Origin of the sequence: Ochrovirga pacifica, from assembly GCF_000220525.1 — a bacterium.
Classification (GTDB): Bacteria; Bacteroidota; Bacteroidia; order Flavobacteriales; family Flavobacteriaceae; genus Ochrovirga; species Ochrovirga pacifica.
The window spans coordinates 1-23522 of sequence record NZ_AFPK01000074.1 but is presented as its reverse complement, the minus strand read 5'-3'; the positions used below and the strand labels follow the sequence as shown (position 1 = coordinate 23522).

Here is a 23522-nt window from a genome sequence, read left to right as displayed (position 1 = left end):
GCTATGAGTTTGCTGTAATTATCCTTGTTGATCGGCTCCTATTTTCTTTAAGTATTTTGTTAAAATCACTACGCTGGTTCCGTTAACTTTTCCTTCAATTTGATTGGCATTGTCGTGTACTAAAGAAATGTTTCTAATAACAGTTCCTCTTTTGATGGTAAAGCTTCCAGCTCCTTTTAAATCTTTGTCTTTAGTCATGGTTACCGAATCACCTGTTTCTAAAAGAGCACCATTGCAGTCTCTGTGAATTATTTTCTCATCATCACTTAAATGTTCTCCTGTTGCTTCGGCAAAGCGTAGGTCTGCATCTTCTAAGTACATCATGTCTAATAAATCTTGAGGCCATCCTTCATTACGTAATCGTTGTAACATTCGCCAAGCTGTAATTTGTACTGCTTTGTGCTCGCTCCACATAGCATCGTTTAAACACCTCCAGTGGTTGGCATCCATGTTTTCAGGATTTTCAATCTGATCATGACAAGTACCACAAACTAAAATGTTGGTGTCTAAGGTGTCGTTTAAGCTAGGTGGCAACTTTAAGTCATTTAAATTATGTGAAGCTCCACATAGTTCACATTTATTTCCGCTTCGTTGAATCAGTTCTTCGGTTATATTCATTCTAATTGATCGTTCGCTGTTAACTATTAGCTTTCGTTTTTTTGTTTAAAATATGGGTTAAAAACTCTTATTGTTTAAGTAAACCAGATTTTTTACGAATGGTTATAAGTTGCTTCGCTGTCTTACTGCTTCGTACAAAAACGCTCCACAAGCTACGGACACGTTTAAAGAACCAATTCTACCTAATAATGGCAGTTTTGCTTTGGCATTAGCTAGTTTTAAGATCGATGGATTGATACCTCTGTCTTCTGATCCCATAACTAGGGCAGTAGGCTGTTTTAGATCTACATCGTAAATGGTGTCTTCTGTTTTTTCTGTAGCACAAACTATTTGGATGTCTGCTGCTTGTAGCATAAAAATAGCATCCTTAATATGGTCTACTTTGCATATAGGTACATTAAAAGCAGCACCTGCTGATGTTTTTACAGTTTCTCCGTTAACAGGAGCATTCCCGCTTTTAGGAATAATAACACCATGTGCTCCAGTACATTCTGCAGTACGGATAATAGCACCAAAATTACGAACGTCCGAAATTTGGTCTAAGAGAATAAACAAAGGAGTTTCTTTTTTTTCTAGGGTTTTGGTAATCAAACTGTCTAAATCGTAAAAAGAAATAGGGGCTATTAATGCTGCTGCTCCCTGATGGTTGTTGTTTCTAGACATTCTATCTAGCTTTTCTACAGGAACAATGCTAGAAGTAATGTTGTTGTTTTTAATCAGTTGCTTTAACTCATTTATTAAAGTTCCGCTTACATCTTTTTGCAAAAAGACTTTGTCTATGGAACTCCCTGCATGAATAGCTTCTATAATAGCACGAATTCCGAATATCTTAGAGGTTTGTTTTTCTTCCATTTTGCAAAGGTACTATTTTGAATGCTAGAAGTTAGAATCTAAAATGTAAAAAATAAAGGTTGTGCTTACAACGATTTTATTTTTTGAAAATTAAAATAAAGTCACAAAATTTACATGGAATAATCCAGTGTTTAAATCAAAATTGGAATGGTTGCTTTTTCCTACAGCATAGCTTATTTTTAACAATCCACCACGCGTGCCAAAAGTATATCCTAAACCCAAACTAAGGAGGTTGTTTTCCTGTGTTAAGTTTTTAAAATAACCAACATCACCAAAACCATATAAATAACTATTACTGTTGGTAAACAGTCTATATTCAATATTACTATAGTTATATAGGTGTGCTACTATGCTTTGTTCTAAAAAACCTCTCATTGTTGTAGCTCCTCCGGTTCTGTATAGCTCATTAAAAGTTTTGTTGTTAGAACCAAGCCATGCATTTCGGTTTTGTAGATATAAAAAATGTGTGTTGCTAATGGGAATATTGTAAATTAGTTCCGTTTTAATAGTTTGTTGAGGTGTGTTTTGTTCTGTTTCTTTTACGCCATACGCAATGTCAATAAAAAGTAATTTTTTAGGTATTTTCCATTCATTCATCTCTTTGTAAGAGTAAATAAATCCTATATGCTTCTTTTTATAGGCTTCAATATTTTTTGTTTCGCTAATATTGGCCGAACTTTCTGCAAGGAAATAGGTGCTTATTTTGTGTTTAAAATGAGGTTGGTATCCCAACAGAAATTTGTTTTGCGTATTTACAAAGCTACTATCTTGTTTATAAATATTTAAGCTGTAACCTACAAATAAAGGACTGTTAAAAACATAAGGGCTTTCTAGGTTTAATAAAATTTCCTCTTGCTCTTGTCCGTTGTTTTTCCATGAAAATGAAAAAGATTCTCCTTTGTGTAAAGTATTGGTTAAAGCAATGTCTATATGGCCGTTAAACTGAAAATCTCCGCTCTCTCCCTGATTGCTAAAACCAAGTAAAGCATCTAATTTATTGGCTTTTACTCTTTCTAGGTATAGGTATAAATGGGTAGAGTCTTTTGTAAAAAGGACGGCAGGTTTCTGTTTGTTTTTAACAAAAGCTAGTTGGTTTATTTTTTTTTCAGTTTCTCTAAGTAAAGTTTTACTAAATGTTTTTTTTTGATGGAGATAGTGTTTAATAAATTTTTTTGGAAATCGATGATAGCCTTTTATCACCACCTTGTCTACTTTTCTTTTGGCAGAACGATTGATATTTATATTGCAGAACAAAGTGTCGTTTTTTGTAATTTGATGGGTAAGTTTAATTTCTGAAAAGTTTTCTCCTTTTTCATCAAAATAGGAACTGAGTTGCTCAATCCAAACATCTAAATCTTTGGGAATGATACAAATTTCTGTTTTTTTAGTTTTTAAATATTTTTGAAGCTCTTTAGAAGAGATTTGTATAGCCAGTATGTCTGTTCTTTTTCCTAAGTCGATGGCAATACTATCTACACTCTTAGAAGATTTTAGCTCAGATGTAAAATAAAAATAACCTTCTTTGTATAGTTTTTTCTGAACTTGTTCGTAACTTTTTAAATGACCTAGTTGAATTTTACTGTTTAAAGAGTCCGTTAAATAAAAAAAAGTAGAATTATTGTTGGTTTTCTCCTGTGCTAAAAGATGTAAAGAAATAAGGAAAAAAAATAAAATACATCGCATAAGAATAACATCACAAATTTTCGAAAAAAAGAGAAAAAAACGTTATTCAAATTAAAATAAAAATCTCTGTTAAATAAAATTAACTTGCTGATATTTGATTAATTATAAAATAATTGTACTTTTGCACACCCTTGAACCTATTTCAAGGAGTTAATTAAAACGTTTATATATAATTATTTATGCCAACTATTCAACAATTAGTTAGAAAAGGAAGAGCCCAAGTTACTAAGAAGAGTAAATCGGCTGCTTTGAAGGCATGTCCACAACGTCGTGGAGTATGTACACGTGTTTATACTACAACACCTAAAAAACCAAACTCGGCAATGCGTAAAGTTGCTCGTGTTAGGTTAACAAACGGTAACGAGATAAACGCTTACATCCCAGGAGAAGGACATAACCTACAAGAGCACTCGATAGTATTAGTAAGGGGAGGAAGAGTAAAAGATTTACCAGGAGTTAAGTACCACGTAGTACGTGGTGCCTTAGATACCGCAGGTGTAGAAGGAAGAACTCAACGTAGATCTAAGTACGGAGCTAAGAGACCAAAGAAATAAACTGTTAAACTTAAAATCATAGAAAGACATGAGAAAAAGAAGAGCGAAAAAAAGAGTTCTTTTACCAGATCCAAAGTTTAACGATCAGTTGGTAACACGTTTCGTAAACAATTTAATGTGGGATGGAAAAAAATCTGTTGCATTTAAGATTTTTTACGATGCATTAGAAATTGTAGAAACAAAAAAAGGAGATTCTGAAGAGAAGACTTCTTTAGAAATATGGAAAGATGCATTATCTAACGTAATGCCTCAAGTAGAAGTTCGTAGCCGTCGTGTAGGAGGTGCTACGTTTCAAATCCCTATGCCGATTAGACCAGACCGTAAGGTTTCTATGGCGATGAAGTGGTTGATTTCTTACTCAAGAAATCGTAATGAAAAAACAATGGCTCAAAAATTAGCTGCAGAAATTTTAGCTGCTGCTAAAGAAGAAGGAGCTGCTGTTAAGAAGAGAGTTGATGTACATAAAATGGCAGAAGCTAACAAAGCATTTTCACACTTTAGATTTTAATAAAAATGGCTAGAGATTTAAAATTAACTAGAAACATTGGTATTGCTGCTCATATTGATGCAGGAAAAACAACAACAACAGAACGTATCTTGTACTACACAGGGGTTTCTCATAAGATTGGAGAAGTTCATGACGGTGCAGCTACGATGGACTGGATGGAGCAAGAGCAGGAAAGAGGAATTACAATTACTTCTGCTGCAACCACTTGTACTTGGCAGTTCCCTGTAGAAAACGGACAACCAACGCCAGATACTAAAGGATATCATTTTAACATTATTGATACTCCTGGTCACGTTGATTTTACAGTAGAGGTAAACAGATCTTTACGTGTATTAGACGGGTTGGTTTTCTTATTTAGTGCTGTTGATGGTGTTGAACCGCAATCAGAAACAAACTGGAGATTAGCAGATAACTATAAAGTGCCACGTATTGGTTTCGTAAACAAAATGGATCGTCAAGGATCTAATTTTGCAAACGTATGTAACCAAGTAAAGGAAATGTTAGGTTCAAATGCTGTTGAAATCGTATTGCCAATTGGTGAAGAAGCGGATTTTAAAGGGATTGTTGACTTGGTGAAAAACAGAGCAATAATCTGGCACGAAGAAACACAAGGTGCTACTTTTGACGTAGTAGATATTCCTGAGGATTTGGTAGACGAAGCATCTGAGGCTCGTGCAAGATTAATTGAAGAAGTAGCTTCTTACGATGAAAACTTGTTAGAGAAGTTTATGGAAGATGAAAACTCTATTACAGAAGAAGAAGTACACGCTGCTTTGCGTGCTGCTGTAATGGATATGGCAATTATTCCAATGATTTGTGGTTCATCTTTTAAAAACAAAGGAGTACAATTCTTGTTAGATGCTGTATGTCGTTACTTGCCTTCTCCATTAGATAGAGATAACATTGTAGGTACAGATCCTAACACGGGTAACGAAACCTCTAGAAAACCAGATGCAAAAGATAATTTTTCTGCATTGGCATTTAAGATTGCTACAGACCCATTTGTAGGTCGTTTGGCTTTCTTCCGTGCATACTCTGGTCGTTTGGATGCGGGTTCTTATATTTTAAATAACCGCTCAGGTAAAAAAGAACGTATTTCACGTATTTACCAAATGCATGCAAACTCTCAAAAAGCGATTGACTTTATTGAAGCAGGAGATATTGGTGCTGCAGTAGGATTTAAAGATATCAAAACAGGTGATACGATGTCTTCATTAGAAGCACCGATTATTTTGGAATCTATGGATTTCCCAGATCCTGTAATTGGTATCGCTATTGAGCCTAAAACAAAAGCAGATGTTGATAAAATGGGTATTGCTTTAGGTAAATTGGCAGAAGAAGATCCAACATTTACTGTAAAAACGGATGAAGCTTCAGGGCAAACAGTAATCTCAGGAATGGGAGAATTGCACTTAGAGGTACTAATCGACCGTTTGAAGCGTGAATTTAAAGTAGAAGTAAGTCAAGGAGAACCACAAGTAGAATACAAAGAAACTGTAACTAGAGCTGCAGAGCACAGAGAAACTTATAAAAAGCAATCTGGAGGACGTGGTAAGTTTGGTGATATTGTATTTGAAATGGGACCTGTAGATGCTGATTTTGAAGGAGATGGCTTGCAGTTTGTTGATGAAATCAAAGGAGGACGTATTCCAAAAGAATTTATCCCAGCTGTGCAAAAAGGTTTTGAAGAGGCAATGAAAAACGGACCATTAGCCGGTTTCGTTATGGATACTTTAAAAGTAAGATTGATTGATGGTTCTTTCCACCCAGTAGATTCTGATGCTTTATCTTTCGAATTGGCTGCTAAATTAGGATACAAAGCTGCTGCAAAATCTGCAGGGGCTGTAATCTTAGAGCCAATCATGAAATTAGAAGTAATTACTCCAGAAGAAAACATGGGAGATATCGTAGGAGACTTAAACAGACGTAGAGGTCAAGTTAACGATATGAGTGATAGAGGAGGAGCTAAAGTTGTAAAAGCTGATGTGCCATTGTCAGAAATGTTTGGTTATGTAACTACGTTGCGTACGTTATCTTCGGGTAGAGCAACGTCTACAATGTCGTTCTCTCACTATGCAGAAACTCCATCAAACGTATCTGAAGAGGTAATCGCAGCTTCTAAAGCTTAATTTAAAACATTTAGAAAATGAGTCAAAAAATCAGAATAAAATTAAAGTCTTACGACTACAACTTGGTTGATAAATCAGCTGAGAAGATCGTTAAGACGGTAAAGTCAACAGGAGCTGTAGTTAACGGTCCTATTCCTTTGCCAACCAACAAAAAGATTTTTACTGTATTACGTTCTCCACACGTAAACAAGAAATCTAGAGAGCAATTCCAATTATCTTCGTATAAAAGATTATTAGATATCTATAGTTCTTCTTCTAAGACTATTGATGCTTTGATGAAGTTAGAATTACCTTCTGGAGTTGAAGTAGAAATTAAGGTGTGATAAATTGCTGAACTAGTTTTAGCAACACATTAGAAAATAGAAACCCTATCAGTTTTAGCTGATAGGGTTTTTTATTTAGTAAGATAAATAAAAAATAGGTGTTATTTTACAATGCTACTAAATTCTTAAAGTGTTTCAAAAGGAGCTATCTAGGGTGGAAAATGATGAATTTTTAAAAAACAAAAAAAGAATTCACAAAAGCTTAAAGTTTACAGGAATAAAATCATAATTACAAACAATACGAATTGATAAAAAAAGTTAAAAGTTTTGTGCTGAAAATTAGTGAGTTAAATAAAAAACCTTATCTTTGCAGTCCTTTTTCGGGGGATATTTTGTGATGTTAGGATAGAAGGGTGTTGCGAGAATGTAGATTTATCTATGAATAATCTGTGTTTTTCGCTCATTTTTTTGGCTAAAAACCAAGGTGTTAAGTCGTTAAAAGGAAAATAAATCAATTAATAATTAATTTTAAATAATGTCTGGGTTAATAGGAAAAAAAATCGGAATGACTAGCATTTTTGACGAGAACGGGAAGAATATTCCTTGTACTGTGATTCAAGCTGGTCCATGTGTAGTTACCCAAGTCAGAACCGAAGAGGTAGATGGTTATGAAGCTATCCAATTAGGTTTCGATGACAAGTCTGATAAGAACACTACCAAAGCATTGCAAGGTCACTTTGCAAAAGCAGGTACTGCTTCTAAGAAGAAAGTTGTTGAGTTTAAAGGTTTTGATGAGGAGTTAAATTTAGGAGACACTGTAGGTGTTGACTTGTTTGTAGAGGGAGAGTTTGTAGATATTACAGGGATCTCTAAAGGTAAAGGTTTCCAAGGTGTGGTAAAACGTCATGGGTTTGGAGGAGTTGGTCAGCAAACACATGGTCAACACAACCGTTTAAGAGCTCCTGGTTCTATTGGTGCTGCATCTTACCCTGCACGTGTATTCAAAGGAATGCGTATGGCAGGAAGAATGGGTGGAGACAGAGTAAAAGTTGAAAACTTAAGAGTTTTAAAAGTTGTTGCAGACAAGAACTTAATCGTAGTAAAAGGATGTGTTCCTGGAGCTAAGAACTCTTACTTAACTATCGAGAAATAATGAAAGTAGCAGTTTTAGATTATACAGGAAAAAACACAGGGCGTGAGGTAGAGTTATCTGATGCTGTGTTTGCTATAGAGCCAAATGATCATGCAATTTACTTAGATGTAAAGCAACACTTGGCAAATAAAAGACAAGGAACTCACAAAGCAAAAGAAAGAGGTGAGATAGCTGGTTCTACAAGAAAAATTAAAAAGCAAAAAGGTACAGGTACTGCACGTGCAGGATCTATCAAGTCTCCTGTATTTAGAGGAGGAGGTAGGATTTTTGGACCTAGAAACAGAGATTACTCTTTTAAATTGAATAAAAACTTAAAGCGTTTGGCTAGAAAGTCTGCCTTTAGTTTGCAAGCAAAAGATGCTAACATTATCGTAGTTGAAGACTTTAATTTTGAAGCTCCAAAAACGAAAGAATTCGTAAACGTATTAAAAGCTTTAGAGTTGGATAACCAAAAAACACTTTTTGTGTTAGGAGAAGCTAATAACAACGTGTACTTGTCATCAAGAAATTTAAAAGGTTCTGAGGTTGTAACTTCTGATGAGTTAAATACTTATAAAGTATTAAACGCAAACAAAGTTGTTTTGTTAGAAGGAGCAATTGCAGGTATTGAATCTAATTTAAGTAAATAGGGAGGTCAGTTATGAGTATTTTAGTAAAACCTATTATTACAGAGAAAGCAACCAAAGATAGCGAGTTGTTAAACCGTTATACATTTGTTGTGGATAAGAGAGCCAATAAAATTGAGATTAAAGAGGCTGTTGAAGCAGCTTACGGAGTTTCAGTAGAGAAGGTAAGAACAATGATATATCCAGTAAAGCGTTCAACAAAATACACTAAAAAAGGTGTAGTTGAATCTAAGATATCTGCATATAAAAAAGCTATCGTAGAGGTAGCTGAAGGAGAGAATATTGACTTTTACAGCAATATTTAATTAATTAAATAATTTTAAGTTTTAACATGTCAGTTAGAAAATTAAAACCAATCACACCAGGTCAGCGTTTTAGAGTAGTAAATGGGTTCGACGCTATTACTACTGATAAGCCGGAAAAGTCATTATTGGCACCGAAAAAAAGATCTGGAGGTCGAAACAACAGTGGTAGAATGACAATGCGCTACGTAGGTGGTGGTCATAAGAAAAGATACCGTCTTATCGATTTTAATAGAGATAAGTTTGGTGTTGAAGCTACTGTGAAAACAATTGAGTACGATCCAAACCGTACTGCATTTATTGCATTAGTAGAGTATACTGATGGAGAAAAAAGATACGTTATTGCTCAGGCAGGATTACAGGTAGGACAAACTATCGTAAGCGGGCAAGAGGGAGTTACTCCGGATGTAGGTAATGCAATGCCTTTGGCAAACATTCCTTTAGGTACAACTATTTGTTGTATTGAGTTAAGACCAGGTCAAGGAGCTGTAATGGCTCGTTCTGCAGGATCTTTTGCACAGTTAATGGCAAAAGAAGGAAAGTATGCTACTGTAAAGTTACCGTCGGGTGAAACAAGATTGATCTTGTTGACTTGTATCGCAACTATCGGGGTTGTTTCAAACTCAGATCACCAATTACTAGTTTCTGGTAAAGCAGGTAGATCTAGATGGTTAGGTAGAAGACCAAGAACTAACGCTGTAAGAATGAACCCAGTTGATCACCCAATGGGAGGTGGAGAAGGACGTTCTTCAGGAGGTCATCCAAGATCTAGAAATGGTATTCCAGCAAAAGGATACAAGACAAGATCTAAGACAAAAGCGAGTAATAAGTATATTTTAGAACGTAGAAAAAAATAAGAAGACATGGCACGTTCATTAAAAAAAGGACCTTACATTTTTCATAAACTTGAGAAGAGAGTAATTGCAAATGCAGAGTCAGGAAGTAAAAATGTGATCAAAACATGGTCAAGAGCTTCGATGATTACTCCAGATTTCGTTGGGCAAACAATAGGAGTTCACAACGGAAGAACATTTGTACCGGTATATGTTACAGAAAACATGGTAGGTCATAAATTAGGAGAGTTTTCGCCAACACGTACCTTTAGAGGACATGGTGCAGACAAGAAAAATAAAGGAAAAAAATAGTAGGATATGGGAGTTCGTAAACACAATATGGCAAAACAGATCAAGGAAGCTAAGAAAGGTGTTGCTTTCGCTAAATTGACTGGTTGTCCTACATCACCAAGAAAAATGAGATTGGTGGCAGATTTAGTAAGAGGAGTAGAGGTTGAAAAAGCTTTACAAATCTTGAAGTTTAGCTCTAAAGAAGCATCTGTAAACGTTGAGAAATTGTTGTTATCTGCAATTGCAAACTGGCAACAAAAAAATGAAGATGCTAGCATTGAAGAAGCTAATTTATATGTAAAGACAATTACTGTAGATTCTGCAGCAATGTTAAAGAGATTAAGACCAGCACCACAAGGTCGTGCACATAGAATTCGTAAGCGTTCTAATCACGTAACAATTGTGTTGGGAAGTAAAAACGTTGAAGAAAGCAAATAATCATAAGTAGAAATGGGACAAAAGACTAATCCAATAGGAAATCGTTTAGGAATCATCAGAGGATGGGACTCAAACTGGTACGGAGGTAATGACTACGGAGATAAAATTGCTGAAGACGATAAGATAAGAAAGTACCTTAACGCAAGATTATACAAAGCTAGTGTTTCTAGAATTATTATAGAGCGTACTTTGAAACTTGTAACCGTTACTATCACTACTGCTAGACCTGGTATTATTATCGGAAAAGGCGGACAAGAGGTAGACAAGTTAAAAGAAGAGCTTAAGAAGTTAACTGGAAACGAGGTACAGATCAATATTTTTGAAATTAAGCGTCCTGAGTTAGATGCTCAGTTGGTTGCTGCAAGTATTGCTCGTCAAATTGAGAACAGAATCTCTTACAGAAGAGCAATCAAAATGGCTATTGCGGGAACTATGCGTATGAACGCAGAAGGAATCAAGATTCAGATTTCTGGACGTTTAAATGGTGCTGAAATGGCACGTTCAGAGCACTACAAAGAAGGTAGAATTCCTTTATCTACTTTTAGAGCTGATATTGATTATGCTTTGGTTGAAGCTCATACTACTTACGGGAGACTGGGAGTTAAAGTATGGATTATGAAAGGCGAGGTATACGGAAAACGTGAGTTGTCTCCTTTAGTAGGAATGGCTAAAAAATCTGGAGGTAAAGGTGGTAACACTGGTGCTAAAAGAGGACCTCGTAAAAGAAAATAATTTTTCACAAAAATTAGAATTTAGAAATGTTACAGCCTAAAAGAGTAAAGTATCGTAAGGTACAGAAAGGTAAAGGTAATTTAAAGGGGAATGCCATGAGAGGAAACCAATTAGCCTACGGGATGTTTGGTATCAAATCATTGGAGCAAGCTTTAATTACTTCAAGACAAATAGAAGCAGCGCGTATTGCAGCAACTCGTTATATGAAAAGGGAAGGTCAGTTATGGATTAAAATATTTCCAGACAAGCCTATTACTAAAAAGCCTTTAGAAGTACGTATGGGTAAAGGTAAAGGTGCCCCAGAATATTTCGTAGCTGTAGTAAAGCCTGGTAGAATATTGTTTGAAATCGGAGGTGTTCCTTTTGCTGTTGCTAAAGAAGCATTACGTTTAGCAGCTCAAAAAATGCCAGTGAAAACTAAGTTCATTGTTGCGAGAGATTATGATAACGCTTAATATCTAAAAGAGTAATGAAACAAGCAGAAATTAAACAATTATCAGTAGCTGATTTACAAGAAAAATTAGCAACTCTTAAAAAGAACTATTCAGATCTTAAAATGGCTCATGCTATCTCTCCATTAGAGAATCCATTAGAGTTAAGAACGCTTAGAAGAACTGTGGCAAGAGTAGCAACTGAGTTAAATAACAGACAATAATAGAATTTTACAAGATGGAAAATAGAAATCTTAGAAAAGAAAGAATTGGTGTTGTATCTAGCAATAAAATGGACAAGTCTATTGTTGTATCTGAAGTTAAGAAGGTAAAACACCCAATGTACGGAAAGTTCGTATTGAACACTAAGAAGTACGTTGCACACGATGAAACAAACGACTGCAACATTGGAGATACTGTAAGAATCATGGAAACACGACCTTTAAGTAAATCTAAGCGTTGGAGATTAGTAGAAATCCTAGAAAGAGCGAAATAATATGTTACAAACAGAATCAAGATTAAACGTAGCAGACAACACTGGAGCTAAAGAAGTTTTAGTGATCCGTGTTTTAGGAGGTACAGGAAAGCGTTATGCATCTTTAGGTGATAAAATCGTAGTAAGTGTAAAATCTTCTACTCCTAATGGTAACGCTAAGAAAGGTCAAGTTTTTAAAGCAGTAGTAGTTCGTACTTCTAAAGAGGTAAGAAGAAAAGACGGATCATACATTCGTTTTGATGACAATGCATGTGTATTGTTAAACGCTGCAGGAGAAATGTCAGGAACTCGTGTTTTTGGACCTGTTGCAAGAGAACTTCGTGATAAGCAATTCATGAAAATTGTATCATTAGCACCTGAGGTGCTTTAAAATTTGAAATTCAAATGGCAAAGTTTAAATTAAAATCAGGAGATACAGTAAGAGTTATTGCTGGAGATCAAAAAGGAAAAGAGGGAAAAATCGTTAAGATTTTAACGAAGGATAACAAAGCGATTGTTGAAGGTGTAAACTTAGTTAAGAAACACACAAAGCCAAGTGCTCAGAACCCTCAAGGTGGAATTATAGAGAAAGAAGCAGCTTTACCAATATCAAATTTAGCTATTGTAGAAAACGGAGAAGTTACTAGAGTAGGGTACAGATTTGAAGATGGGAAAAAAGTGCGTTTTTCTAAAAAAACAGATAAAGCAATTTAATCATGAGTTATATTCCAAGACTTAAGCAAGAGTACAACGATAGAGTTAAGGCAGCCTTAACAGAGGAGTACGGATATAGCAATGTAATGCAGGTTCCTAAATTAGAGAAAATAGTAATCTCTAAAGGAGTTGGAGCAGCAATTGCAGATAAAAAACTAGTAGAATACGCTGTAGAAGAGTTGACTACTATTTCAGGACAAAAAGCAGTAGCAACTTTGTCTAAAAAAGACGTTGCATCTTTTAAATTACGTAAAGGAATGCCTATTGGTGCAAAAGTAACTTTACGTGGAATAAAAATGTATGAATTTTTAGACCGTTTGATTACAGCATCTTTACCTCGTGTAAGAGATTTTAATGGTATCAAAGCTACTGGATTCGATGGACGTGGAAACTATAATTTAGGTATAACAGAACAAATTATTTTCCCTGAAATCAATATTGACCAAGTGAAAAAAATCGGAGGTATGGACATTACTTTTGTAACTACTGCAGCAACCGATAAAGAAGCAAAGTCTTTATTAACAGAATTAGGTTTACCATTTAAAAAGAACTAATCATGGCTAAAGAATCAATGAAAGCTCGTGAAAGAAAAAGAGCTAAAACAGTTGCCAAATATGCTGAAAAACGAAAAGCTTTAAAAGAAGCTGGTGATTACGAAGCGTTGCAAAAATTACCAAAAAATGCATCGCCAATCCGTAAACACAATCGTTGTAAGTTAACAGGAAGACCAAAAGGATACATGAGACAATTTGGTATTTCTCGTGTAACGTTCCGTGAAATGGCAAACAAAGGATTAATTCCAGGTGTTACAAAAGCAAGTTGGTAAAATTTTTAAGAATTAAATTTTAGATGCTAACCTGAAAGTAGGTATTAGATTTTAGTAATCAGCATGCATATATCTGATTACTAAAATTTAAACACTAATACCTAACTCGGCGATAATCTAAACCAATACAAATATTATGTATACAGATCCAATAGCAGATTTCTTAACAAGAGTAAGAAACGCTTATTTAGCAGGACACAGAGTAGTTGAAGTACCTGCATCAAAAATCAAAAAAGCAATTACAGAAATTCTTTTTGATCAAGGATATATTTTAAGCTATAAATTTGAAGAGAACGAAGTACAAGGTTCTATCAAAATCGCTTTAAAATACAATCCTGAAACAAACGAATCAGTAATCAAGAAGATTGAAAGAATCTCAACTCCAGGTTTACGTCAGTACGTAGGTGTTGAGGATTTGCCAAGAGTTTTAAACGGATTAGGTATTGCTATCGTTTCTACTTCTAAAGGAGTAATGACGTCTAAGCAAGCGAAACGTGAAAACGTTGGTGGAGAAGTAATTTGTCACGTTTATTAAAATTAGAAAGGTATGTCAAGAATAGGAAAAAGCCCAATCGCAATTCCAGCTGGTGTAACCGTTTCTATTAACGGAGACACAGTTACAGTAAAAGGAAAATTAGGAGAATTATCTCAAGAGCTTACAGATGGTATCTCTGTAAAAGAAGAAGATGGATCTATTGTTTTGGATAGACCTTCAGAATCCAAAGCACACAGAGCTAAACATGGTTTGTATAGAGCTTTGATCAACAATATGATACAAGGAGTTTCTACAGGATGGACTAAAGAATTAGAGTTGGTCGGTGTAGGATATAGAGCTTCTAATCAAGGAAATGTTTTAGACTTAGCTATTGGTTTCTCTCACAACATTGTGTTGAGTATTGCACCAGAAGTAAAAGTAGAAACAGTTTCAGAAAAAGGGAAAAACCCAATCGTAAAACTTACTTCTTTCGATAAGCAATTGGTAGGTCAAGTAGCTGCAAAGATTCGTTCTTTCCGTAAACCTGAACCGTACAAAGGAAAAGGAATTAAGTTTGTAGGTGAAGAATTAAGAAGAAAAGCAGGTAAATCTGCGTAATTAAGATATTAGATGACAGATGTAAGAAATTAGAAACAAGTAACAATTATTGTATTGAGACAAGTTCTAAAATCTAAAATCTAAAAATCTAAATTCTAAAATCTAATAAATTATGGCATTATCAAAGCTTGAAAGAAGACAAAGAATTAAGCGTAGAATTAGAAAGATTTCTGAAGGAACAGCTGCTAGACCAAGATTATCTGTGTTTAGAAGTAATAAAGAAATTTACGCTCAATTAGTAGATGACAACGCAGGAGTAACATTAGCTTCTGTATCATCAAGAGATAAAGGAATCGATGCAAAAGGAACTAAAATTGAAGTAGCTGCCTTGGTAGGTAAAGCAATTGCTGAAAAAGCTGCTACAGCAGGAGTTGAAACTGTTGCATTTGATAGAAATGGTTACTTATACCATGGTAGAGTAAAAGCATTAGCTGAAGCAGCTAGAGAAGCTGGTTTAAAATTTTAAGAAAGTTATATTATGCAAGGATATAAAAACGTAGAAAGAGTTAAGCCAAGCGGATTAGAATTAGTAGATCGCTTAGTAGCTGTAAACCGTGTAACTAAGGTTACAAAAGGAGGACGTACTTTTGGATTTTCTGCAATTGTAGTTGTAGGAAACGGAGAAGGAGTTGTAGGTTACGGATCTGGTAAATCTTTAGATGTTGCATCTGCAATTGCTAAGGCTGTAGAAGAAGCTAAGAAAAACTTAGTTCGTATTCCATTATTAAACGCAACTTTACCTCATGAACAAAAAGGTAAGTTTGGTGGGTCTAAGGTATTATTACTACCAGCTGCTCACGGTACTGGAGTTATTGCTGGTGGTGCTGTGCGTGCAGTATTAGAATCAGTAGGAGTACACGATGTATTATCAAAGTCTCAAGGATCATCAAACCCTCATAACGTAGTAAAAGCAACTTTTGATGCACTATTACAGTTAAGAAGTCCACAACAAGTAGCTGCGGAAAGAGGTATTTCTTTAGACAAAGTTTTTAACGGTTAATATTGAATACCATGGGAAAATTAAAGATAACACAAGTAAAAAGCCAAATTAATCGTACGCAAACTCAGAAGAGAACTTTAGAAGCGTTAGGTTTAACAAGAATTGGTAAAGTTGTAGAACACGAAGCAACTCCATCAATTAGTGGAATGGTTAGTAAAGTTAAACACTTAATTTCTGTAGAAGAAATTAAATAAGATATAGAAAATTATGAGTTTAAATAATTTAAAACCTGCTAAAGGTTCTGTAAAAAGCAGCAAACGTATCGCAAGAGGTGAAGGTTCTGGACACGGTGGAACTGCTACAAGAGGACATAAAGGAGCAAAGTCTCGTTCGGGTTATTCTAGAAAAGTAGGATTCGAAGGAGGTCAGATGCCATTGCAAAGAAGAGTACCTAAGTTTGGATTTACCAACGTAAACCGTAAGGAATACCAGGGGATTAACTTAGATAAATTACAAGCATTGGTAGACAATGGTAAAGTTACAGATACAGTAGATTTAACTGTATTGGTTGAAAACGGTTTGGCTAGTAAAAATGACTTAGTAAAGATTTTGGGCGGTGGAGAGCTAAAAGCTAAATTAAACGTAACTGCTCACAAATTTACAGGATCTGCAAAAGCTGCTATCGAAGCTGCTGGAGGAGAAGCTGTAGCTTTATAATTACATAAGTAGATGAAGAAATTTATCCAAACACTAAAAGACATTTGGTCTATTGATGAATTAAAAGGAAAAATCAAATTAACCATTGGTTTAATGATTGTATATAGATTTATGGCTCAAGTAACTTTGCCAGGAATAGATCCACAACAATTAACAGCCTTAGGTAATTCAACATCAGATGGACTTTTAGGTTTATTAAGCGCATTTACAGGTGGTGCATTCTCAAGAGCTTCTATTATGGCTCTTGGGATTATGCCGTATATATCAGCATCTATTGTGGTTCAGTTAATGGGAATTGCTGTTCCTTATTTACAAAAATTACAAAAAGATGGTGAAAGCGGTAGAAATAAAATCAACCAAATTACACGTTGGTTGACCATTGCTATTACCATTGTACAAGGGGGAGCTTATTTGACAAGTTTGCCAACTTTGGGAATTCCGGCAGAAGCATATTTGTTAGGTCAAGGAGGTATGTTCTGGATTTCTTCAATGATTTTGTTAACAGCAGGAACCATTTTTGCAATGTGGTTGGGAGAGCGTATAACTGAAAAAGGAATTGGTAACGGAATTTCGTTGTTAATTATGATTGGAATTATAGCTCGTTTCCCAGGAGCATTTGCTCAAGAGGTAATTTCTAAAGTATCAGGAGATGCAGCTGGAGGATTGATGATGATTTTATTAGAAATTATTGTATGGTTTGCCATTATTTTGGCGAGTATATTATTGGTAACAGCTGTAAGAAAAATTGCAGTGCAATACGCAAGACGTACTGTTGTAGGAACTATAGATGATGCTCAAGGAGCAAGACAGTATATTCCTTTAAAATTAAATTCAGCCGGAGTAATGCCAATTATCTTTGCACAAGCTATTATGTTTGTTCCTGGATTAATTGCAAGAAACACTGATGGTACGTTGCAAACAGTATTCAATGCATTATCTGATTTTAATGGATGGGGTTATAATATTTTGTTTTGTGTATTGATTATTGTATTTAGTTATTTCTATACAGCAATTACAATTCCTACAAATAAAATGGCCGATGATCTAAAAAAGAGTGGAGGATTCATACCTGGAGTAAGACCTGGAGAAGAAACTGCAGAAAAATTAGATAGTATTTTGTCAAAAATTACGTTACCTGGATCTATTTTCTTAGCTTTGCTGGCTGTTTTCCCAGCGATTGTAGTTCATTTTGGTGTTCAACAAAACTGGGCATTGTTTTATGGAGGTACTTCATTAATTATTATGGTAGGTGTTGCAATCGATACTATCCAACAAATTAATTCGTATTTGCTAAACAGACATTACGATGGGTTAATGAAAACCGGAACTAAAAGAAAAACGACAGTTTAACTATGGCAAAACAAGCATCCATCCAACAAGACGGAACCATTACAGAAGCTTTGTCTAATGCAATGTTTCGTGTTGAATTAGAAAATGGGCATATCGTTACTGCTCACATATCAGGTAAAATGCGTATGCATTATATTAAGTTGTTACCAGGAGATAAGGTTAAGTTAGAAATGAGTCCTTATGATTTATCAAAGGCTCGTATAACTTATAGATATTAACATAAGAGTTAAAAAGTTTAAAGTTAAAAGTTGAAAGGATCAACTTTATAAACTTTCAACTTTACAAACTTTAGAAACTATTATAAAGATGAAAGTAAGAACATCAATTAAAAAAAGAAGTGCCGAGTGCAAAATTGTGCGTAGAAAAGGCAGATTATATGTAATCAATAAAAAGAATCCTAGATTCAAACAAAGACAAGGTTAGTTATGGCAAGAATTTCAGGTATTGACATTCCAAAAAACAAAAGAGGAGTTATCGCATTAACTTACATTTTTGGAATCGGAAAAACAAGAGCTAAAGAGATTTTAGCAAACGCTGGAGTAGATGAGAACATCAAAGTTCAAGATTGGACAGATGATCAAATTGGAGCAATTCGTGAACAAGCAGGAACTTTTACTATTGAAGGTGAATTGCGTTCAGAAATCCAAATGAACATTAAGCGTTTAATGGATATTGGATGTTTTAGAGGAATCCGTCACAGAGCTGGATTACCGTTAAGAGGTCAAAGAACCAAAAACAACTCTAGAACAAGAAAAGGAAAACGTAAAACTGTAGCGAACAAAAAGAAATAATTAAGTTATGGCTAAATCTAATACAAAGACCGCTAAAAAACGTAAAGTTATCGTTGAAGCTGTTGGAGAAGCTCACATTACCGCTTCATTTAACAACATCATCATTTCTTTAACCAATAAAAAAGGAGATGTAATTTCTTGGTCATCTGCTGGTAAAATGGGATTCCGTGGTTCTAAAAAGAACACTCCTTATGCTGCACAAACAGCCGCTGAAGATTGTGCTGCAGTAGCACATGAATTAGGGTTGCGTAAAGTAAAAGTTTATGTAAAAGGACCAGGAAACGGAAGAGAATCTGCTATTCGTACCATTCACAATGCAGGAATTGAAGTTTCAGAGATCATCGATGTAACTCCATTACCACACAACGGATGTCGTCCTCCTAAAAGAAGAAGAATCTAATTTTTATATTTATTAACAATAGACTGACAACAAAAGTTATCGAAGGAACACGCCTTAATTCATAACTGTCAGTTTTTAATTTTTTTATTATGGCAAGATACAACGGACCAAAAACTAAAATTGCTCGTAAGTTTGGAGAAGCAATTTTTGGTGATGACAAGTCTTTCGAAAAACGTAACTATCCTCCAGGGCAACATGGTCAGGCTAAGAAAAGAGCAAAACGTTCTGAATACTCTTTACAGTTACAAGAAAAACAAAAAGCAAAGTACACTTACGGAATCTTAGAACGTCAGTTTTCTAACTTGTTTAAAAAAGCATCAGCTAGTAAAGGAATTACGGGTGAGGTTTTGTTACAGTTATGTGAATCACGTTTAGACAATACTGTATTTAGAATGGGATTGGCAAACTCTAGAAGAGGAGCTCGTCAATTAGTATCTCATAGACATATTACTGTTAACGGAGATATCGTTAACATACCATCTTACCAATTAAAGCCAGGTGATGTTGTAGGTGTAAGAGAGAAATCAAAATCACTTGCAGTAATTGAAAGTAGTTTGGCTGCTTCTTCTGCTGTTTATGAGTGGTTAACGTGGAATTCTGACACTAAAACTGGTACATTTGTTGCTGTACCTGAAAGAATTCAAATTCCAGAAAACATTAAGGAGCAATTAATCGTCGAGTTGTACTCGAAATAATCAATAGACACCAGTTAGCTATGGCAATATTAAATTTTCAGAAACCAGATAAAGTTATTATGATCGAATCTACCGATTTTGAAGGTAAATTCGAATTCAGACCGTTAGAACCAGGTTTTGGTTTAACTGTAGGTAATGCTTTGAGAAGAGTATTATTGTCGTCTTTAGAAGGTTTCGCTATTACTTCTTTACGCATCGAAGGAGTTGAGCATGAGTTCTCAACTGTAGAAGGTGTTGTTGAAGATGTAACCGAAATCATTTTGAACTTAAAGCAAGTTCGCTTTAAGCAACAAATTGAAGACACAGACAAAGAATCAGTATCGGTATCTGTATCAGGTCAAAACCAAATCACTGCTGGTGATATTCAAAAATTTACTTCAGGATTTCAAGTACTAAACCCAGATTTAGTAATCTGTAACTTAGATAGCTCTGTAGCAATCAGTTTCGATATTACTATTGAAAAAGGTAGAGGATTTGTTCCTGCTGAAGAAAATAAAAAAGTAAATGTACCTTTAGGAACAATTTTTACAGACTCTATTTACACTCCTATAAAGAATGTTAAATATGCTGTTGAAAATTATCGTGTAGAACAAAAAACAGACTACGAAAAATTAGTTTTTGATATTGTTACTGACGGTTCAATAAATCCAAAAGATGCATTAACAGAAGCTGCTAAAATTTTAATTCACCACTTCATGTTATTCTCAGATGAGCGTATCACTTTAGAGGCGGATGAAATTGCTAGAACAGAAACATATGACGAAGAGTCATTACACATGAGACAGTTGTTAAAAACCAAGTTGGTTGATATGGACTTGTCAGTACGTGCATTAAACTGTTTAAAAGCTGCTGAAGTTGAAACTTTAGGAGATTTAGTATCTTTTAATAAAAACGACTTAATGAAATTTAGAAACTTTGGTAAAAAATCTTTAACAGAGTTAGACGAATTAGTACATGCAAAGAATTTACAATTCGGAATGGATTTAAGTAAATACAAATTAGACAAAGACTAGTTTGACAAAAAGGTAGAAGCTGAATAAAAATCAGTTTCTACCTTTAACAATCTATAATTATTAATCCTTTCATAGTTTGCTCCCCAAAAAGGGTATAGAAGCAAGATGAAAGCAAAAATCATGAAATCATGAGACACGGAAAAAAATTCAACCACTTAGGAAGAAAAACTGCACACAGAAATGCAATGTTATCTAACATGGCTTGTTCTTTGATAGAGCACAAAAGAATCAACACAACAGTTGCAAAAGCAAAAGCTTTGCGTCAGTTTGTTGAGCCTATCATTACAAAGTCTAAAGAAGACACAACACACAATCGTAGAGTTGTTTTTTCTATGTTAAAAAACAAGTATGCAGTTACAGAATTGTTTCAGCAAGTATCTGTAAAAGTTGCGGATAGACCAGGTGGATATGTTCGTATTATCAAGCTAGGGAATCGTCAAGGTGATAATGCACCTATGGCAATGGTAGAATTGGTAGATTATAATGAAATCTACAACCCTAACGGAGCTAAGAAAAAGAAAACTACTCGTAGAAGTAGAAGAAAAGCAACAACTGATACTGCAGAAGCTACTTCGGCAGATAACCAAGTTGAAGCTACAGAAGCACCAAAACAAACAGAAGAATAAATGATTTTTTAAAAATCAAAATATCAAAAGGATAAACTATTTTATAGTTTATCCTTTTTTTATATTTGCACAAATATTTTTTACAAACATTCTTTGTTGAAAGCTTAGGTGAACAACCTCCACCCAACAACAAAAACAACCTTTTATGAAGTACAAAGAATTAAAAAAAGCAATTTTATTATTAGAGGACGGAACTGTATTTGAAGGAAAAGCAGTAGGTGTAGAAGGAACAACCATTGGAGAAATTTGTTACAATACAGGTATGACTGGTTACCAGGAAATTTTTACAGATCCTTCTTACTTTGGTCAAATTATGGTAACTACCAATGCTCATATTGGAAACTATGGTGTAAATAACGATGAAGTAGAGTCTAATAGCATTAAAATTGCTGGTTTAGTATGTAGAAACTTTAGCTACGAGTACTCTAGAGAACGTTCTAATGGATCTTTAGAAGCTTATTTAGAAGCTCATGGATTGATTTCTATTACTGATGTGGATACTAGAGCCGTAGTAAGTTATATTAGAGAAAACGGAGCAATGAATGCTTTAATTTCTACTGATGTAAATAATATAGATGGACTAAAAGCTAAACTAGCAGAAGCTCCTAGCATGAAAGGGTTAGAGTTGGCATCTTCTGTCTCTACAAAAGAACCTTATTTTTATGGTGATGAAAATGCAACCTATAAGGTAGCAGCTTTAGATTTAGGAATTAAGACGAATATCTTAAGAAACCTAGCAAAAAGAGATTGTTACATTAAAGTATTTCCTTGTACTGCAACCTTTGAAGATATGCAAGCTTTCAATCCAAATGGATACTTTTTATCAAACGGACCTGGAGATCCAGAGCCTTTAGTATCTGCACAAGAAGTTGCAAAAACTATTATTGATAAAAATCTTCCTTTGTTTGGAATTTGTTTAGGACACCAGATTATTGCATTGTCTCAAGGAATTTCTACCTACAAAATGCACAATGGTCACAGAGGTATCAACCATCCAATAAAAAATTTAATTACAGGTAAAGGAGAAATTACATCTCAAAACCATGGTTTTGTTGTAAAAAGAGATGATGTAGAGACTAATGAAAATGTAGAAATTACGCATGTTCATCTTAATGACAATACGGTAGCAGGAATTAGAATTAAGAATAAAAATGTTTTTTCTGTGCAATACCATCCTGAGGCTGGACCAGGACCGAACGATGCCACTTATTTGTTTGATCAGTTTATAGAAAACATGAAAAAATAGACAACATTTATATAACAAATAAGCCATTCTTAAAAGAATGGCTTATTTGTTTTTTAATGAATCTGTAAAGAGGGATCTATATGTACATTATGATCCTTTAATTCATTTAAATGTTCTTTATAGTTAAAACTTTCTTTACTATACGCTTTTCTTCTAGCCTTGTTGGTTTCTAACCTACTTTTAGATCGTATAAAACGTCTAACATCTTCAGAATTTCTTAAATGTAGCTTTGGAACAGCAGCATTTTTTCCTTCATCATCTTTGGCAACCATTACAAAATAAGAAGAATTACAGTGTTTTTTGACTCCTGTTTGTATGTTTTCAGACTCTACTCTAATCCCAACGGTCATAGACGTATTTCCAACATAATTTACACGTGCCTTTAGCGTTAAAAACTCGCCTACATTTACAGGGTTTAAAAAGTTAACGGTATTTACTGAAGCAGTTACAGCGTATTTTCCAGAGTATTTTGAGGCACAAGCAAAAGCTATTTGATCCATTAGATTTAAAATATATCCTCCGTGAATCTTTCCACTAAAATTAGAATGCACAGGTTTCATCAATTCTGTAATCTCTACAGCAGAATCATAAGGACTTTTAATGGTTTCTGACATAATTGTTTGTTTTTTGTATAGCTACAAAATTACGTATTTATACTTAATTTTTTAAAATTTCTCGATACAAAGCTAATGTTTGATCTACCGTACTATTGATATTAAAAATCTGATGTATTCTTTGGATGCTAGCTTTTCCAAAGGCTTCTCTTTGTTGAGGAGAATTGCTTAGCAAACTGATTTTATGTGCAATAGATTTTACATTTTTATTTTCAGCAATATACCCGTTTACTCCCTCCTTAATTAATTCCGTACAGCCTCCAGCATTTGTAACCACAATAGGCTTTTCAAGGCACATACTTTCTGTAATAGCCCTACCTAAACCTTCTTTGATAGAAGTTTGTACGTATATATCGCTTCGCTTTAAAATAGACTTAATGTCTGTTCTGTGTCCCAATAAATGAATTCTGTCGGAGTATAAGCTTTTATTCTTGTAGTTTTGCATGGTTTCATCTTGTGTTCCTTTACCTACCAATAAAAAATGAAGATCCTTTTCAATAATATATTCTACATGTTCAATAGCTTTAACAAACAAGTCCATCGCTTTAACACGTCTTACATGACCTACACAAGTAACTACAATAGCTGTTTCTGAAATATTCAAATCGC

General features: G+C 34.5%; 38 protein-coding genes. 33 read left to right on the top strand and 5 right to left on the bottom strand.

Annotated features, from left to right (window positions below):
- Positions 1–18: 18 nt before the first annotated feature.
- From FS85_RS0114455 to FS85_RS0114445, 3 genes are all read right to left on the bottom strand, one after another.
- Positions 19–618: a PhnA domain-containing protein gene (locus FS85_RS0114455; RefSeq protein WP_010137094.1), complete on the bottom strand. Its 600-nt coding sequence runs from the start codon at positions 616–618 to the stop codon at positions 19–21.
- Positions 619–720: 102 nt separating this feature from the next.
- Positions 721–1470: a 23S rRNA (guanosine(2251)-2'-O)-methyltransferase RlmB gene (gene rlmB, locus FS85_RS0114450; protein WP_010137093.1), complete on the bottom strand. Its 750-nt coding sequence runs from the start codon at positions 1468–1470 to the stop codon at positions 721–723.
- 90 nt (positions 1471–1560) lie between these two features.
- A complete protein-coding gene (locus tag FS85_RS0114445; RefSeq protein ID WP_010137092.1) occupies positions 1561–3153 on the bottom strand; it encodes a BamA/TamA family outer membrane protein in 1593 nt (530 codons plus the stop codon).
- Positions 3154–3332: 179 nt separating this feature from the next.
- Between FS85_RS0114445 and rpsL the strand changes: the two genes are divergently transcribed.
- The 33 genes from rpsL (at position 3333) to carA (ending at position 22299) form a co-directional block, all read left to right on the top strand.
- Entirely contained in the window at positions 3333–3707 is a 375-nt protein-coding gene (gene rpsL, locus FS85_RS0114440; protein WP_010137091.1) for a 30S ribosomal protein S12, read from the top strand.
- A 28-nt stretch (positions 3708–3735) separates the two neighbouring features.
- Positions 3736–4215, top strand: coding sequence for a 30S ribosomal protein S7 (gene rpsG, locus FS85_RS0114435; protein WP_010137090.1), 480 nt, complete (start codon positions 3736–3738; stop codon positions 4213–4215).
- A gap of 5 nt (positions 4216–4220) precedes the next feature.
- The gene (gene fusA / locus FS85_RS0114430) at positions 4221–6344 is read left to right on the top strand and encodes an elongation factor G (protein ID WP_010137089.1); all 2124 of its coding nucleotides are present in this window, start codon (positions 4221–4223) and stop codon (positions 6342–6344) included.
- A 17-nt stretch (positions 6345–6361) separates the two neighbouring features.
- On the top strand, positions 6362–6667 hold the full coding sequence (gene rpsJ, locus FS85_RS0114425; protein ID WP_010137088.1) for a 30S ribosomal protein S10: 306 nt from the start codon (positions 6362–6364) through the stop codon (positions 6665–6667).
- A gap of 475 nt (positions 6668–7142) precedes the next feature.
- Positions 7143–7760: a 50S ribosomal protein L3 gene (rplC, locus tag FS85_RS0114415; protein ID WP_010137087.1), complete on the top strand. Its 618-nt coding sequence runs from the start codon at positions 7143–7145 to the stop codon at positions 7758–7760.
- Entirely contained in the window at positions 7760–8389 is a 630-nt protein-coding gene (gene rplD / locus FS85_RS0114410) for a 50S ribosomal protein L4 (protein ID WP_010137086.1), read from the top strand. The genes rplC and rplD overlap by 1 nt, the downstream gene beginning before the upstream one ends.
- An 11-nt stretch (positions 8390–8400) precedes the next feature.
- Positions 8401–8691, top strand: a complete 291-nt coding sequence (gene rplW, locus FS85_RS0114405; RefSeq protein ID WP_010137085.1) for a 50S ribosomal protein L23 — start codon at positions 8401–8403, stop codon at positions 8689–8691.
- Between the two features lie 26 nt (positions 8692–8717).
- On the top strand, positions 8718–9545 hold the full coding sequence (rplB, locus tag FS85_RS0114400; RefSeq protein WP_010137084.1) for a 50S ribosomal protein L2: 828 nt from the start codon (positions 8718–8720) through the stop codon (positions 9543–9545).
- 6 nt (positions 9546–9551) lie between these two features.
- Positions 9552–9833, top strand: a complete 282-nt coding sequence (gene rpsS / locus FS85_RS0114395; protein ID WP_010137082.1) for a 30S ribosomal protein S19 — start codon at positions 9552–9554, stop codon at positions 9831–9833.
- Between the two features lie 6 nt (positions 9834–9839).
- A complete protein-coding gene (gene rplV, locus FS85_RS0114390) occupies positions 9840–10250 on the top strand; it encodes a 50S ribosomal protein L22 (protein ID WP_010137080.1) in 411 nt (136 codons plus the stop codon).
- A gap of 12 nt (positions 10251–10262) precedes the next feature.
- Entirely contained in the window at positions 10263–10982 is a 720-nt protein-coding gene (rpsC, locus tag FS85_RS0114385) for a 30S ribosomal protein S3 (RefSeq protein ID WP_010137078.1), read from the top strand.
- A 26-nt stretch (positions 10983–11008) separates the two neighbouring features.
- The gene (rplP, locus tag FS85_RS0114380; protein ID WP_010137077.1) at positions 11009–11437 is read left to right on the top strand and encodes a 50S ribosomal protein L16; all 429 of its coding nucleotides are present in this window, start codon (positions 11009–11011) and stop codon (positions 11435–11437) included.
- A 14-nt stretch (positions 11438–11451) separates the two neighbouring features.
- The gene (gene rpmC, locus FS85_RS0114375; protein ID WP_010137076.1) at positions 11452–11637 is read left to right on the top strand and encodes a 50S ribosomal protein L29; all 186 of its coding nucleotides are present in this window, start codon (positions 11452–11454) and stop codon (positions 11635–11637) included.
- A 14-nt stretch (positions 11638–11651) separates the two neighbouring features.
- On the top strand, positions 11652–11909 hold the full coding sequence (gene rpsQ, locus FS85_RS0114370; RefSeq protein WP_010137075.1) for a 30S ribosomal protein S17: 258 nt from the start codon (positions 11652–11654) through the stop codon (positions 11907–11909).
- Between the two features lies 1 nt (position 11910).
- Complete coding sequence (gene rplN / locus FS85_RS0114365; RefSeq protein ID WP_010137074.1) at positions 11911–12279, top strand: 50S ribosomal protein L14; 369 nt, start codon at positions 11911–11913, stop codon at positions 12277–12279.
- Positions 12280–12293: 14 nt separating this feature from the next.
- A complete protein-coding gene (gene rplX / locus FS85_RS0114360; protein WP_010137073.1) occupies positions 12294–12602 on the top strand; it encodes a 50S ribosomal protein L24 in 309 nt (102 codons plus the stop codon).
- A 2-nt stretch (positions 12603–12604) separates the two neighbouring features.
- Positions 12605–13156 (top strand): 50S ribosomal protein L5, encoded by a 552-nt coding sequence (gene rplE, locus FS85_RS0114355; RefSeq protein WP_010137071.1) that lies wholly within the window; start codon positions 12605–12607, stop codon positions 13154–13156.
- Between the two features lie 2 nt (positions 13157–13158).
- Positions 13159–13428 carry a 30S ribosomal protein S14 gene (gene rpsN, locus FS85_RS0114350; RefSeq protein ID WP_010137070.1) on the top strand — a complete coding sequence of 90 codons (270 nt, stop codon included), beginning with the start codon at positions 13159–13161 and terminating at the stop codon, positions 13426–13428.
- A 136-nt stretch (positions 13429–13564) separates the two neighbouring features.
- Entirely contained in the window at positions 13565–13963 is a 399-nt protein-coding gene (rpsH, locus tag FS85_RS0114345) for a 30S ribosomal protein S8 (protein WP_010137069.1), read from the top strand.
- Positions 13964–13975: 12 nt separating this feature from the next.
- On the top strand, positions 13976–14521 hold the full coding sequence (gene rplF, locus FS85_RS0114340; RefSeq protein ID WP_010137068.1) for a 50S ribosomal protein L6: 546 nt from the start codon (positions 13976–13978) through the stop codon (positions 14519–14521).
- Positions 14522–14633: 112 nt separating this feature from the next.
- Positions 14634–14987, top strand: a complete 354-nt coding sequence (gene rplR, locus FS85_RS0114335; RefSeq protein WP_010137067.1) for a 50S ribosomal protein L18 — start codon at positions 14634–14636, stop codon at positions 14985–14987.
- 9 nt (positions 14988–14996) lie between these two features.
- Complete coding sequence (gene rpsE, locus FS85_RS0114330) at positions 14997–15521, top strand: 30S ribosomal protein S5 (RefSeq protein WP_139062231.1); 525 nt, start codon at positions 14997–14999, stop codon at positions 15519–15521.
- An 11-nt stretch (positions 15522–15532) separates the two neighbouring features.
- Positions 15533–15715: a 50S ribosomal protein L30 gene (gene rpmD / locus FS85_RS0114325; protein WP_010137065.1), complete on the top strand. Its 183-nt coding sequence runs from the start codon at positions 15533–15535 to the stop codon at positions 15713–15715.
- Between the two features lie 13 nt (positions 15716–15728).
- A complete protein-coding gene (gene rplO / locus FS85_RS0114320; protein WP_010137064.1) occupies positions 15729–16178 on the top strand; it encodes a 50S ribosomal protein L15 in 450 nt (149 codons plus the stop codon).
- 12 nt (positions 16179–16190) lie between these two features.
- Positions 16191–17528: a preprotein translocase subunit SecY gene (gene secY, locus FS85_RS0114315; protein WP_010137063.1), complete on the top strand. Its 1338-nt coding sequence runs from the start codon at positions 16191–16193 to the stop codon at positions 17526–17528.
- A 2-nt stretch (positions 17529–17530) separates the two neighbouring features.
- Positions 17531–17746: a translation initiation factor IF-1 gene (gene infA / locus FS85_RS0114310; protein WP_010137062.1), complete on the top strand. Its 216-nt coding sequence runs from the start codon at positions 17531–17533 to the stop codon at positions 17744–17746.
- Positions 17747–17834: 88 nt separating this feature from the next.
- Positions 17835–17951 (top strand): type B 50S ribosomal protein L36, encoded by a 117-nt coding sequence (ykgO, locus tag FS85_RS15870; RefSeq protein ID WP_010137061.1) that lies wholly within the window; start codon positions 17835–17837, stop codon positions 17949–17951.
- A 2-nt stretch (positions 17952–17953) separates the two neighbouring features.
- Entirely contained in the window at positions 17954–18319 is a 366-nt protein-coding gene (gene rpsM / locus FS85_RS0114305) for a 30S ribosomal protein S13 (protein WP_010137060.1), read from the top strand.
- 7 nt (positions 18320–18326) lie between these two features.
- Complete coding sequence (rpsK, locus tag FS85_RS0114300) at positions 18327–18719, top strand: 30S ribosomal protein S11 (RefSeq protein ID WP_010137059.1); 393 nt, start codon at positions 18327–18329, stop codon at positions 18717–18719.
- Between the two features lie 89 nt (positions 18720–18808).
- Positions 18809–19414, top strand: coding sequence for a 30S ribosomal protein S4 (rpsD, locus tag FS85_RS0114295; RefSeq protein WP_010137058.1), 606 nt, complete (start codon positions 18809–18811; stop codon positions 19412–19414).
- Positions 19415–19434: 20 nt separating this feature from the next.
- Positions 19435–20427, top strand: coding sequence for a DNA-directed RNA polymerase subunit alpha (locus FS85_RS0114290; protein ID WP_010137057.1), 993 nt, complete (start codon positions 19435–19437; stop codon positions 20425–20427).
- 128 nt (positions 20428–20555) lie between these two features.
- Entirely contained in the window at positions 20556–21053 is a 498-nt protein-coding gene (rplQ, locus tag FS85_RS0114280; protein ID WP_010137056.1) for a 50S ribosomal protein L17, read from the top strand.
- Between the two features lie 145 nt (positions 21054–21198).
- Positions 21199–22299: a glutamine-hydrolyzing carbamoyl-phosphate synthase small subunit gene (carA, locus tag FS85_RS0114270; RefSeq protein ID WP_010137055.1), complete on the top strand. Its 1101-nt coding sequence runs from the start codon at positions 21199–21201 to the stop codon at positions 22297–22299.
- A 53-nt stretch (positions 22300–22352) separates the two neighbouring features.
- Here the strand turns inward: carA and FS85_RS0114265 are convergent, their stop codons facing one another.
- Positions 22353–22913 carry an acyl-CoA thioesterase gene (locus tag FS85_RS0114265; RefSeq protein WP_010137054.1) on the bottom strand — a complete coding sequence of 187 codons (561 nt, stop codon included), beginning with the start codon at positions 22911–22913 and terminating at the stop codon, positions 22353–22355.
- A 43-nt stretch (positions 22914–22956) separates the two neighbouring features.
- The coding region (locus FS85_RS0114260) for a glycosyltransferase family 4 protein (RefSeq protein WP_010137053.1) at positions 22957–23522 on the bottom strand (566 nt) is incomplete at its 5' end.

Excerpts from the sequence above, each read along its gene's own strand:
- rplF (WP_010137068.1), top strand. The coding sequence starts at position 13,976 with ATGTCAAGAATAGGAAAAAGCCCAATCGCAATTCCAGCTGGTGTAACC.
- rpsG (WP_010137090.1), top strand. The coding sequence starts at position 3,736 with ATGAGAAAAAGAAGAGCGAAAAAAAGAGTTCTTTTACCAGATCCAAAG.
- FS85_RS0114455 (WP_010137094.1), bottom strand. The coding sequence starts at position 618 with ATGAATATAACCGAAGAACTGATTCAACGAAGCGGAAATAAATGTGAA.
- FS85_RS0114445 (WP_010137092.1), bottom strand. The coding sequence starts at position 3,153 with ATGCGATGTATTTTATTTTTTTTCCTTATTTCTTTACATCTTTTAGCA.
- rpsL (WP_010137091.1), top strand. The coding sequence starts at position 3,333 with ATGCCAACTATTCAACAATTAGTTAGAAAAGGAAGAGCCCAAGTTACT.
- rpsS (WP_010137082.1), top strand. The coding sequence starts at position 9,552 with ATGGCACGTTCATTAAAAAAAGGACCTTACATTTTTCATAAACTTGAG.
- secY (WP_010137063.1), top strand. The coding sequence starts at position 16,191 with ATGAAGAAATTTATCCAAACACTAAAAGACATTTGGTCTATTGATGAA.
- rpsQ (WP_010137075.1), top strand. The coding sequence starts at position 11,652 with ATGGAAAATAGAAATCTTAGAAAAGAAAGAATTGGTGTTGTATCTAGC.
- rplO (WP_010137064.1), top strand. The coding sequence starts at position 15,729 with ATGAGTTTAAATAATTTAAAACCTGCTAAAGGTTCTGTAAAAAGCAGC.
- ykgO (WP_010137061.1), top strand. The coding sequence starts at position 17,835 with ATGAAAGTAAGAACATCAATTAAAAAAAGAAGTGCCGAGTGCAAAATT.
- rplC (WP_010137087.1), top strand. The coding sequence starts at position 7,143 with ATGTCTGGGTTAATAGGAAAAAAAATCGGAATGACTAGCATTTTTGAC.
- rpsJ (WP_010137088.1), top strand. The coding sequence starts at position 6,362 with ATGAGTCAAAAAATCAGAATAAAATTAAAGTCTTACGACTACAACTTG.
- fusA (WP_010137089.1), top strand. The coding sequence starts at position 4,221 with ATGGCTAGAGATTTAAAATTAACTAGAAACATTGGTATTGCTGCTCAT.
- infA (WP_010137062.1), top strand. The coding sequence starts at position 17,531 with ATGGCAAAACAAGCATCCATCCAACAAGACGGAACCATTACAGAAGCT.
- rplE (WP_010137071.1), top strand. The coding sequence starts at position 12,605 with ATGAGTTATATTCCAAGACTTAAGCAAGAGTACAACGATAGAGTTAAG.
- carA (WP_010137055.1), top strand. The coding sequence starts at position 21,199 with ATGAAGTACAAAGAATTAAAAAAAGCAATTTTATTATTAGAGGACGGA.
- FS85_RS0114265 (WP_010137054.1), bottom strand. The coding sequence starts at position 22,913 with ATGTCAGAAACCATTAAAAGTCCTTATGATTCTGCTGTAGAGATTACA.
- rplP (WP_010137077.1), top strand. The coding sequence starts at position 11,009 with ATGTTACAGCCTAAAAGAGTAAAGTATCGTAAGGTACAGAAAGGTAAA.
- rplD (WP_010137086.1), top strand. The coding sequence starts at position 7,760 with ATGAAAGTAGCAGTTTTAGATTATACAGGAAAAAACACAGGGCGTGAG.
- rplQ (WP_010137056.1), top strand. The coding sequence starts at position 20,556 with ATGAGACACGGAAAAAAATTCAACCACTTAGGAAGAAAAACTGCACAC.
- rpsK (WP_010137059.1), top strand. The coding sequence starts at position 18,327 with ATGGCTAAATCTAATACAAAGACCGCTAAAAAACGTAAAGTTATCGTT.
- rplR (WP_010137067.1), top strand. The coding sequence starts at position 14,634 with ATGGCATTATCAAAGCTTGAAAGAAGACAAAGAATTAAGCGTAGAATT.
- rpmC (WP_010137076.1), top strand. The coding sequence starts at position 11,452 with ATGAAACAAGCAGAAATTAAACAATTATCAGTAGCTGATTTACAAGAA.
- rpsH (WP_010137069.1), top strand. The coding sequence starts at position 13,565 with ATGTATACAGATCCAATAGCAGATTTCTTAACAAGAGTAAGAAACGCT.
- rpsD (WP_010137058.1), top strand. The coding sequence starts at position 18,809 with ATGGCAAGATACAACGGACCAAAAACTAAAATTGCTCGTAAGTTTGGA.
- rpsM (WP_010137060.1), top strand. The coding sequence starts at position 17,954 with ATGGCAAGAATTTCAGGTATTGACATTCCAAAAAACAAAAGAGGAGTT.
- FS85_RS0114290 (WP_010137057.1), top strand. The coding sequence starts at position 19,435 with ATGGCAATATTAAATTTTCAGAAACCAGATAAAGTTATTATGATCGAA.
- rpsC (WP_010137078.1), top strand. The coding sequence starts at position 10,263 with ATGGGACAAAAGACTAATCCAATAGGAAATCGTTTAGGAATCATCAGA.
- rpsN (WP_010137070.1), top strand. The coding sequence starts at position 13,159 with ATGGCTAAAGAATCAATGAAAGCTCGTGAAAGAAAAAGAGCTAAAACA.
- rlmB (WP_010137093.1), bottom strand. The coding sequence starts at position 1,470 with ATGGAAGAAAAACAAACCTCTAAGATATTCGGAATTCGTGCTATTATA.
- rplX (WP_010137073.1), top strand. The coding sequence starts at position 12,294 with ATGGCAAAGTTTAAATTAAAATCAGGAGATACAGTAAGAGTTATTGCT.
- rplW (WP_010137085.1), top strand. The coding sequence starts at position 8,401 with ATGAGTATTTTAGTAAAACCTATTATTACAGAGAAAGCAACCAAAGAT.
- rplN (WP_010137074.1), top strand. The coding sequence starts at position 11,911 with ATGTTACAAACAGAATCAAGATTAAACGTAGCAGACAACACTGGAGCT.
- rplV (WP_010137080.1), top strand. The coding sequence starts at position 9,840 with ATGGGAGTTCGTAAACACAATATGGCAAAACAGATCAAGGAAGCTAAG.
- rpmD (WP_010137065.1), top strand. The coding sequence starts at position 15,533 with ATGGGAAAATTAAAGATAACACAAGTAAAAAGCCAAATTAATCGTACG.
- rplB (WP_010137084.1), top strand. The coding sequence starts at position 8,718 with ATGTCAGTTAGAAAATTAAAACCAATCACACCAGGTCAGCGTTTTAGA.